This is a genomic window from Lamprobacter sp., assembly GCF_034860625.1.
GTDB lineage: Bacteria > Pseudomonadota > Gammaproteobacteria > Chromatiales > Chromatiaceae > Lamprobacter.
This window is the reverse complement of the sequence record NZ_JAYESN010000140.1, coordinates 1-9,545: the sequence shown is the minus strand read 5'-3', so window position 1 is coordinate 9,545 and position 9,545 is coordinate 1. Positions and strand designations below refer to the sequence as shown.

Genomic DNA, 9,545 nt, shown 5'->3' with positions numbered 1-9,545 from the left:
CCGAAACGAGGTGATGGTCGAGGTCGCCGAATCCAGCGACTGAGCGGCACGTCACCCGATGCCGCTGGGCAACTGACCGCTGCCGCTCTTTCATGGCCAGCCGCCAAGACCGAATGGAATCCGCGTGAGACATCCCACACCCACTGACAGCCGCCCCGGCACCTATGCCGTCCTCCTCGTGCCTCGGCAACAGGGCAGGATACAGATCGGCCGTCTGGGAACGCTGACGCTGAACGGGGGCGAAGAGGTCTTCCTCTACGTCGGCAGTGCCCTCGGACCCGGTGGCGTGGCTGCGCGCTGTCGTCATCATCACCGCATCGCGTCCCGGCCGCACTGGCATCTGGACTTTCTGCGTCCTTGGTGCGACCTGACCGGAGTCTGGGTGGCTTATGGACATGAACGCCTTGAGCACCGTTGGGCGCAGGCGTTGGGCGCTTTGCCTGGCGCGCGCTGGCCGCTGCTGCGCTTCGGCGCGAGCGACTGTCGCTGTCCGGCGCATCTGATCGCGCTTCCCGAGCCGCCGAGTCAAGATCACCTGCAGCAGACCTTAGGCGCAGGCGAGTGGCTGGAATGAAGCGCCCTTTGGTCCCAGAACCCAGCAGCCGACAGCCGACAGAACGCGAACCCCATCGGGCCTGCTACCCTGCATCTGATCCTGATCTGCGCGAGATCCTCGATCCCGAGGGCTACGCTCAGCGCTATGCAGGGACAAGGCCCCCGCGCTGATCACCAACCCGATGCCAACCAGCACCCATTCAACCCCATGACGACCCTGTTCTCGATCATCGAATCCCCGAGCCATCCCCGGCTCGAGGCACTCTACCAACGCTTGGGGATCACCCAGATCAAGCTGCCCTCGCAGCGCAAGGACCTGCAGGCGCTCAAACGCAGCACGCCGGACTGGGTGGTAGCGGAATTCTTCTACGGCTTCGGCAACAACTACGCCGGTGCCAATGTCTGCAACCTCGATGTCTTGCTCGCCAGCCTAAGCAAGCAGGCGCCTGAGGCACGGATCATCGTGCTGGTCAGCAAAGAGCAGGCCCAGTACGTCCCGCTGCTGGCCGAGCGGTTTCCCCTGCATGCGGTCTTGACGCTGCCCGTCACCGAGGCGGATGTCGAAGCCGTGCTCGCTGCCGATGCGCCCTCCCGATGACAGACAGTGACCAACAGGCTGCAGCCGCCCGCCAGGTGCTCGCCGGCTGCTTCCATGCTGTGCTCTCGACCCAGTCCCTGGAACTGGTCGGCTATCCCTTCGGCTCGGTCGTGCCCTATGTCCTTGACCAAGCAGGTCTGCCGCTGTTGTTGCTGAGCCCTTTGTCGCAACACACCCAGAATCTCGAGGCCGACAGCCGCTGCGGGCTGACGGTGGTCGCGGAGGGCGAGGGTGATATCCAGCAACGTGGCCGCCTGAGCGCCGTTGGCAACGTCACCCCCTCTGACGCTGACGCTGACGCCGATGCCGAGCGCTACTTCCGCGCCTTCCCACACACCCAACCCTACCTTGAGCAGCTCGACTTTCGCTTCTACCGCTTCACGCCGCTGCGCTTCCACTGGAACGGCGGTTTCGCCACCGCGCGCTGGTTCGGGATCGATCGCATCCTGCGTGCTAACCCGTTGAGCCCTGAAGCGCAGCGTCGGATCATCGCGCACATGAACCAAGACCATACCGACGCCCTGCGGACATACTTGAGGGCCATCGACGGCACCGAGGGCGAGCACGCTGTCGTCATGATCGGCATCGACGCCGAAGGGATCGATGTCCGCGTGGCCGATCGCCTCCGACGCATCCCTCTGTTGCGCCCCATCGCTTCACCCGCAGAGGCGCGTGAGGTCCTGGTCGCGATGGCCACTCAACCTGGAGGAGACTGAGCATGCCCCGCTTTGAGCCCTGCCACGGCAAGGACGCCTGTCGAGACGACGGCGAGCGCTGTCTGACCTGCGGTCGCCCCTTGAGCGAGATCACCCGGCTGCGGGCGGGCATCGACGAACTGGCCAGTCTGGCGCTGGACGCCAACGACGAGAACACTGAAGAGTATGCCGCCTATGTCGCGCGCAAGCTGCTCAAGACCCTTCACCATCGTCGAGCACAGCAGCCATGAGTCGCCCCCTGATCGATCCCGACGACACCCGGCTTTGCCAGGGTGATCAGGAGCCTGCCGTGCAGTCCGAGCCGCGACGAGAAACCGTGCCTCGGTCGTGCCTCGGCCGGCGCATTCAGGTGACTGAGCGATGAACACAGCATCGACCCTCAACAGGTCCGAGCGCGAGCGACGCAAGCTACTGGTCTGTGACAGCGCTGAACTGACGGATCGTCAGCATCGCATCATCCCCTTGCTGTTCAAGCAGCACCCGCAGAGCGCAATCGTGCTGCGCTACGAGGGCCAGGTTTACGCCTACCTGAATCAATGCGTGCACATGGTGCGGCGCCTGGATTGCGTCCACGAAGCAGTCTTCGATGCACAGCAAGGGCACCTGCGCTGCTCCATGCATGGCATTGTCTTCGATCCAACCTCGGGGGAATCCTTGAGCGTGCTCTGCTCCGGCGAGCGACTCGAGCCCCTGCGCTGCAAGGAGATCGACGGTCAGGTCTACCTGATCGATAAACGCGTGACAGCGCTGATGTAAACAGGGCAACGCGTGATGCATCAGAACTTGCGCGCGAGCGCCTTGAGCCTGACCGCTTTGCAGCCAAACCGATCAACGCCGTCGGCGCAGGCGCTTCGCACACGGTACCAGGGTCTCACAGCGCCAGGCCCTGCAGGCTCTCAAGCGCACCGCGCCGGATTGAGTGGTGGCCGCATGCTTCGTCGGCTTCGCATGTCCTTCCGTCTGATCGTCTGCTTGCTGATCGGCCTCTGCACTGCCTGCGAGCCGGTGAATCGCGCATCGACCGGGCCGACACCCGGCATCGATGTCATCGAGCTCAGCATCTGCCAAGCACATGAGGCCCTACGCAGCGGGCGGATCAGCTGTGAACAACTCACCCGGCGCTACCTCCAACGCATCGAGACCTACGACCCACCCACGAAGGCCGACGCAGCCCCGAGTCCGAGCGCAAGCAGGTCGCCGACCCCGGCCAACCGACTCAATGCCATCATCGCCATGAACCCCAACGCCTTGGCCCGGGCGCGGCAGCTCGACCGTCAGTCTGCCAAGACCGGCCGTCTGCGCCGTTTGCACTGCATCCCAGTCATCCTCAAAGACAACGTCGACACCGCGGACATGCCGACCGAGGCGGGCTCCATCGCGCTCAAGGGCTCGGTGCCGCCCGACGATGCCTTCCTGGTGCAACGCCTGCGCGCGGAGGACGCCATCATCCTGGCCAAATCCAACATGGGCGAGTGGGCCTTCAGCCCCTACCAGACCATCAGCTCCACCCATGGCGAGACCCGCAACGCCTATGCCCTCGATCGCGTGCCAGCCGGCTCCAGCGGCGGCACTGCCTCGGCCATCGCCGCCAACCTCGGCATCATCGGCATCGGTACCGACACCGGCAACTCGATCCGCGGACCGGCCTCCCATCTGGCCCTGGTCGGCATTCGCTCAACCCTCGGCGCCACCAGCCGCGACGGCATCGTGCCCCTGCTGGGGAACCGCGATGTCGGCGGTCCCCTGATGCGGACCGTGACCGACACTGCAATCGTCTACTCGGTGCTGGCCGGCTATGATCCGGCGGACCCGCTGACCCAGGCCGGCATCGGCCGGGTCAAGCCGGATTATCGGCGGTATCTCAAGCGCGATGGCTTGCAGGGCGCTCGACTGGGCGTGCTGCGCGCCCTGGTCGTGACAGAGACCGACACGGGCATGGACGTGGACACCGCTGACCCCGAGGTCGTGGTGCGCTTTGATCAGGCTATCGAGGATCTGCGCGAGGCAGGCGCTGTCATCATCGATCCGTTCCAGATTCCCGATTTTGAGCGTCTCACCGAGGCCACGGGTTTCTGCAGCCGTTTTCGCTACGATCTAAATCGGTATCTGAACACGCTGGGGCCAAACGCGCCCATCCGCTCTCTGGGTGAGGTCGTGGCGAGCAACCAATTCTTGCCGCAAAGCGCCGGGGCGATGCAATGGGCCATGGCTGTCGACGTCGATCCAGGTTCACAACAGCCGCCCTGCGTCGACGTCCAAGGCGACCCGCGGCGCAAGGCCTTGCTCGAGGCCGTCCTCGCTGCGATGGATGAACAGCAGATCGATGCGATCCTCTACCCCAGTTGGAGCCATCCGCCGCGACTGCTTGGCGACAGCGAGAGCCCGCACGGCAACAACAGCCCAGTCCTAGCGCCCCATACAGGGCAACCGGCCATCACGGTGCCGATGGGCTTCACCGACAGCGGCCTGCCGCTGGGCTTGCAATTGCTGGCGCGGTCGTTCGATGAGCATAAGCTGCTCCAGTATGCCTACGCCTATGAGCAAGCGACCCAGCACCGTCGTCCGCCGCCCGGATTTGGTCCCCTTCAGCCTGAGGCGTTGTCCATGACCTTAGCACGCTAGCCACCGATTGCTCGCGTGACGGCGGCGTGGCCCACCTTGGCCTGTTCGCGTCGGCTGCCAGTCCACAATCGGATTGGCGCTGCAGCGTTCGCGAAAGACCGCTTCCGGAGCCTCAAACTCAGTCTCCGTCTCTTGTTTTGGCCACCGTGCCGTCTGCTTTCAGTGAACAATCGAAGGTTTCCACCTGAGTGCCGGTCATCGCACGGATGCTGATGCGATGATCGGATGCCTGGGCGATCCCCTCGTACTGGCTGCCGGGCGGCAGGCTGGGCTGATGCGACTCGAAGCAGTCGCGACCCAGGGTTGGATCAACATCCTGAGGTGGCTGTTGCTGCCTGCAAGACAGGAGCGTTGCTGTGGAAACGAAAACGGCGCTGATCGACACAGGGATTTGCATGCACAGTCTCCAAACGGTTGCTTGCTCCGAAGTGTAGCGACTTCCGCCGGCGTCCTGCGTGGCCATCGCGGGAGGGGACTGCGACAACGAACAACAGGTGGGCCGCAGGACTAGCGATCATGGCGTTTCAAGGGCTCGAAACGCTCGATGCGCAACGCCCAGCGATGCTCAGTGGCGTCGAGCACCAGACAGGAGGGTCCGCCAAAGGTCCGTGCCCGGCCCGCAGCGCCGGGATTGAGCACCCAGGGCTCGGCATCGCGATCGGCGATCAGAAGGTGGCTATGTCCATAGACAATGGCACGCGCCTGCGGGAAGCGCCGGCGCAGACGCTCATGGCGATTCCGGGCGGCGATCTGATGGCCGTGGATGATAGCCAGCGTTCCACCGGGTAGCATCAGATCCTCGTGCTCCCGCAGGCCATCCAGGACCTGCGCTTGCTCCGGCGGCCACTTGGATGGACGGTCGTTGTTTCCGATCACAGCAATGACCCGTCCCTGTCGCGGCCTCAGGCGCTCCAAGACATCAGCGTTGCCGATGTCCCCGCCGTGAACCGCCAGGTCACAGGTCGCCACCAAAGCTTCCACCCGCGGGTCCAGGTAGGCGTGGGTGTCGGCGAGAATGGCTACGCGAAGCATGGCACTGATGCGTTGGGCTGCGGGTAAGAATCACCGAATCGCGAGCAATCCCTGCCAGAGACCCCGATTGGGGGTCGCGCGGATCTCTATGGCCGTCATCGCGGTTCCGACTGTGGTAGCGGGATACTGCTTCGAACTGACGGGTGCTTGGATCATGAGGCCGCTACGCGATGTCTGACAACCCCGAAAACGCGCACGATGTATTGACCGATGGGCCGCCGGATGCACACTGGACCCTGGTCCTGGCGCAACCAACGTCGGATGCGCGGAAGAACCCCACAGCGCCGGCCTCCCGTCAGGACGCGACGACCTGTTGTAAGGTTGGTCTGACGCGCGCCGCCTCGTAGCCTTGTGCAACAGTGATCGCCATGGCCTGCTCAAAGTCGTCTGGTTCGATATGCGGGGTGCGGGCGATCAGCCAAAGCCGCCTGCGACTCGGTGTGCCCATCAGCGCCCATCGATAATCAGGGTCCAAGCCGATCACCCAGAGGTCGCCCCGAATCAGCTTGAAGAATCTCAAGATCAGCTTCGAGCCACTGGGGTCGGCGGGATGAACGCTGCCGTTGACCTCGCTGCGACGCATCCTCGCCTTAGCGTTATGGGCAACGGTTTGGACGCGGATGCGCCCATCAGGCCCTTTTCTATATGTCACGGTCACATTGACGCTGTGCTGCCCAGGGCCGTCTGCCTCGAGATTAGGCAGCCTGGCGACTTCGAACCAGGTCCCCACCAGGCGATCGAGATCGACCCGATCGACGGTCGCTAGCGGCGGGCGAGGCTTGCCGAGGCGTCCTGGAAGCAGCGCGCGCAAGGCGAAAAGAAGGCGTTTGATCATACGGGGGAGTTGGGCGTGCAGGGCGTTGAAGCAACCCGCGCTTCGATGCGGTTGGGGCCTCGCCGATGCGCTCGCCGCGATCACCGCAGTTTGCTGGCTCGCTGCTGCCTGCCATCGCGCCAGTTCAATACGGCCGACACGACCAGCGCCGTCAATGTTAACCCGACAACCCAAACGTCGATGAGCATCGGATTCCAAGACGCCTCCGTCAGCGCATCGACGTAGTACTTGATATAGGACGCAGGCAATCCGGTCTCGCCGAGAGCCGCTTTGACCTGCCACTGCCAGTCGGTCAGCGGGCAGTAGCCCCAGCCGAACCAGGCGCCGAGCCCGACCCAAGAGCCGAGCGTGAGCACAACCACGAGCAGGTGCAGGCGCCGGGTGCGTTGCCACATCCAGCCGGTGAGGATGAACAGCACCAGGGCGGCGTGCAGCAGGAACAGCGCTTGGTCGAGCAACCTTAAGGTGGAAACGTCCATCGTGACCTCCAGTTCGGCCGTCAGGGGTGTTCTACCCGCATTGGAGGGATATCCAAGGGTGGTTGCGATCGATTCCGACGCATTCGGTACGCTCGAAGCGTGCTGGACCTCAGCCCATGATCAGTACTGAACTCGGGTGAGCAGTGCGCGAAAGAAGGGGCCGTACTTGGGGGTACCGTAGAGGTGACCGATCTCCAACGCGGTGGATGGTAAAGCCCTGATGGGGCGCATGTGCCAGCGTCCGCCGTCAAATGGTCATGCACGCGCTTGTTCCTCGATGCGATCATCATCAGCGTGATCGGTAGACCGCTGTTCACGTTACCCATGATATCCCGAAGGTGCGCTATGCAATCCATTGCCGAGCAGTTGATCCCCTTCGCAGTGCGTGCACCGTCCGGACACAACACCCAGCCGTGGCAGTTCTCGGTGAATCAGGACAGCATCCGGATCTTTCCTGACCTATCCCGTCGCCTGCCGGTCGTCGACCCCGACGATCACGCGTTGTTCATCAGCCTCGGCTGCGCGCTCGAGAATCTAATCGTCGCAGCCGCGCATCAGGGGCTTGCCGCCAGCGTCGAGTCTTTTCCCGCCGATGAACCGGAGGCCTGTCTGCGGGTGCGGCTGTCTGAGGGCGCCGATGACAACACCGACGCCTTGTTCCGCGCCATTCCCGAACGCCAGACGAACCGCGGAACCTACAATGGGCAAGCGATCGACGCCTCCGATCTGACCGCGATGTTGGAAGCCAATGGCTGCGAGTCCGTGGAGCTGCGGCCGTTGCGCGTCGGCGATCCAGAGATCGAGCCGATCATCGACTTTGTCCGGCAGGCCACCATCGCCCAGTTTAATGATCCGGCCTTTGTCGCGGAGCTGGTGTCATGGATCCGGTTTTCCCAGCGTGAGGTATCGGCCCGACAGGATGGCCTCGCCGCCGCGGCTTTGGGTTTTCCCGCAGTGCCGCGCTGGCTCGGCCGTTGGATCATGACCAGGCTGGTGAAGCCAGAGGGCGAGGCCGATCGGCAGGAAAAGGCAATCCGCCAGTCCTCCCTGCTGATGCTCTTCATTGCCCGGGAGCATGACAAACGCCATTGGGTCGATGTCGGGCGCAGCTTCGAACGCGTCGTGCTCACCGCGACATCCCTGGGCATCGCGCACGCCCACGTCAATATGCCCTGCGAGGTCGAGCCGATTCGCAGGCGGCTTGCGGCGCACCTCGGCTTGAATGCCGGCGCACAACCGCTGCTGCTGATCCGCCTGGGATATGCCAAGCAGCGACGGCCAGCCTCACCGAGACGGCCTGCCGATCAGGTCATGCGATGACCATCGCGCAACGGCGACAGCGCCCACTTCTCCATTCAAAGGAAACGATAACATGGGGTTTTCAACCGACACCCAGGGGCGCGAAGAGGCGCTCATCGAGCTGTTCCGCGCCACCTTCACCGCATCCGAGGGTGCAGAAGAAGGCACCCTGATCGGCGATCTGGTGCGCAACCTGCTCGCCAGCACGGCGCAGCCGGATCGCTTCGTCTTCATCGCCGAGGAAAACGGTGCCCTCATCGGTGGCATCCTCTTCTCAAGGCTGACCTACGAACAGGATCAGCGAACCGTCTTCGTGCTCGGCCCGGTCGCCGTGGCCACCGAGCAGCAAGGGCAGGGCATCGGGCAACGGCTGCTGAACCATGGTTTAGCCGCGCTGCGCAGCGCTGGCGTCGATATCGCGATGACCTATGGCGATCCCGGCTACTATGCCAAGGTCGGCTTCAGGCCGATCCGTGAAGCAGATGCACCAGCCCCCTTCAAGCTCAAGCAGCCCGAAGGCTGGCTAGCGCAGTCATTGACAGACCGGGCGATGACGTCGCTACAAGGACCGTCGCGCTGCGTCGAAGCACTCAACGATCCGGTATTTTGGTAGGACGATCCGTATGGACTCCGACGACGTCGGTCATTGTCACGACAGCAAGCACCCCGACTCAGTCAGCCATGCTCCGGCGTCGCTCGCCGCACTCGGCTGGCGACCCTCGTTCGCCGAACAGACCAGCCCCGAAGGACGCTCAGCAACGCCCCCCGCCCGCGTGATCGCGGTGCATCGCAGCGGCCTGCAGATCCTGGGCGCTGGCATCGACGAGACCCTGCCACCACGCGCCGATGCCACCGTCGGTGACTGGCTGCTGCTCGATCGCGCACAGCCTCGGGCGAGTCGCCTCCTGTCCCGCACCAGCCTGATCAAGCGCCGCGCGCCCGGCACCGACCGGCAGGTGCAGCTGATCGCAGCCAACATCGACACCGTCTTCGTCGTCACCTCCTGCAATCAGGACTTCAACCTGGCCCGGCTGGAGCGCTATGTCGCGCTGGCCTTCGAGGCCGGAATCACCCCCGTCATCGTTCTGACCAAGGCCGACCTGGTGACCGATCCGCCGACCTGGATCGACGCCGCCGGCAGCGTCTCTGATCGGGTCCCGGTCGTCGCGCTCGATGCTCGTGGAGACGACCCAAAGGCCAAGCTGTCGCCCTGGTGCCAGCCAGGCCAAACCGTCGCCTTCCTAGGCTCATCCGGTGTCGGCAAATCCACCCTCACCAACGCCCTGGCCGGCACCGAGGCCATCGCGACCCAGGCCATCCGCGAAGACGACGCCAAGGGGCGTCATACGACGACCCGTCGCGAGCTTCACCTGATCCCCGGCGGCTGCCTGGTGCTGGACACCCCAGGT

Annotated in this window: 13 protein-coding genes; 9 read left to right on the top strand and 4 right to left on the bottom strand. The window is 64.2% G+C overall.

From position 1 onward, the window contains the following. Positions 1-124 precede the first annotated feature (124 nt). From VBE63_RS21695 to VBE63_RS21670, 6 genes are all read left to right on the top strand, one after another. Positions 125-574 (top strand): GIY-YIG nuclease family protein, encoded by a 450-nt coding sequence (locus VBE63_RS21695; protein WP_323685105.1) that lies wholly within the window; start codon positions 125-127, stop codon positions 572-574. 189 nt (positions 575-763) lie between these two features. After that, positions 764-1,153, top strand: coding sequence for a hypothetical protein (locus VBE63_RS21690; RefSeq protein WP_323685104.1), 390 nt, complete (start codon positions 764-766; stop codon positions 1,151-1,153). Further along, complete coding sequence (locus tag VBE63_RS21685; protein WP_323685103.1) at positions 1,150-1,869, top strand: HugZ family protein; 720 nt, start codon at positions 1,150-1,152, stop codon at positions 1,867-1,869. Before VBE63_RS21690 ends, VBE63_RS21685 begins: the two co-directional genes overlap by 4 nt. Positions 1,870-1,871: 2 nt before the next feature. Continuing rightward, positions 1,872-2,099, top strand: coding sequence for a hypothetical protein (locus VBE63_RS21680; protein WP_323685102.1), 228 nt, complete (start codon positions 1,872-1,874; stop codon positions 2,097-2,099). 130 nt (positions 2,100-2,229) lie between these two features. Continuing rightward, on the top strand, positions 2,230-2,625 hold the full coding sequence (locus VBE63_RS21675; RefSeq protein WP_323685101.1) for a Rieske (2Fe-2S) protein: 396 nt from the start codon (positions 2,230-2,232) through the stop codon (positions 2,623-2,625). 174 nt (positions 2,626-2,799) lie between these two features. Next, positions 2,800-4,491: an amidase family protein gene (locus VBE63_RS21670; protein WP_323685100.1), complete on the top strand. Its 1,692-nt coding sequence runs from the start codon at positions 2,800-2,802 to the stop codon at positions 4,489-4,491. A 118-nt stretch (positions 4,492-4,609) separates the two neighbouring features. On the opposite strand, the gene VBE63_RS21665 is transcribed toward VBE63_RS21670, so the two are convergent. The 4 genes from VBE63_RS21665 to VBE63_RS21650 form a co-directional block, all read right to left on the bottom strand. Next, a complete protein-coding gene (locus VBE63_RS21665) occupies positions 4,610-4,888 on the bottom strand; it encodes a hypothetical protein (RefSeq protein ID WP_323685099.1) in 279 nt (92 codons plus the stop codon). A gap of 110 nt (positions 4,889-4,998) precedes the next feature. After that, complete coding sequence (locus VBE63_RS21660) at positions 4,999-5,523, bottom strand: metallophosphoesterase family protein (RefSeq protein WP_323685098.1); 525 nt, start codon at positions 5,521-5,523, stop codon at positions 4,999-5,001. Positions 5,524-5,818: 295 nt separating this feature from the next. After that, the gene (locus VBE63_RS21655) at positions 5,819-6,358 is read right to left on the bottom strand and encodes a lipocalin family protein (RefSeq protein WP_323685097.1); all 540 of its coding nucleotides are present in this window, start codon (positions 6,356-6,358) and stop codon (positions 5,819-5,821) included. Positions 6,359-6,438: 80 nt separating this feature from the next. Beyond that, a complete protein-coding gene (locus VBE63_RS21650) occupies positions 6,439-6,837 on the bottom strand; it encodes a DUF2784 domain-containing protein (RefSeq protein ID WP_323685096.1) in 399 nt (132 codons plus the stop codon). 345 nt (positions 6,838-7,182) lie between these two features. On the opposite strand from VBE63_RS21650, the gene VBE63_RS21645 reads away from it, so the two are divergent. The 3 genes from VBE63_RS21645 to rsgA form a co-directional block, all read left to right on the top strand. Continuing rightward, positions 7,183-8,157, top strand: coding sequence for an Acg family FMN-binding oxidoreductase (locus VBE63_RS21645; protein WP_323685095.1), 975 nt, complete (start codon positions 7,183-7,185; stop codon positions 8,155-8,157). 52 nt (positions 8,158-8,209) lie between these two features. Further along, a complete protein-coding gene (locus VBE63_RS21640; protein ID WP_323685094.1) occupies positions 8,210-8,749 on the top strand; it encodes an N-acetyltransferase in 540 nt (179 codons plus the stop codon). Between the two features lie 10 nt (positions 8,750-8,759). After that, on the top strand, positions 8,760-9,545 hold a 786-nt coding region (rsgA, locus tag VBE63_RS21635; protein WP_323685093.1), incomplete at its 3' end, for a GTPase RsgA.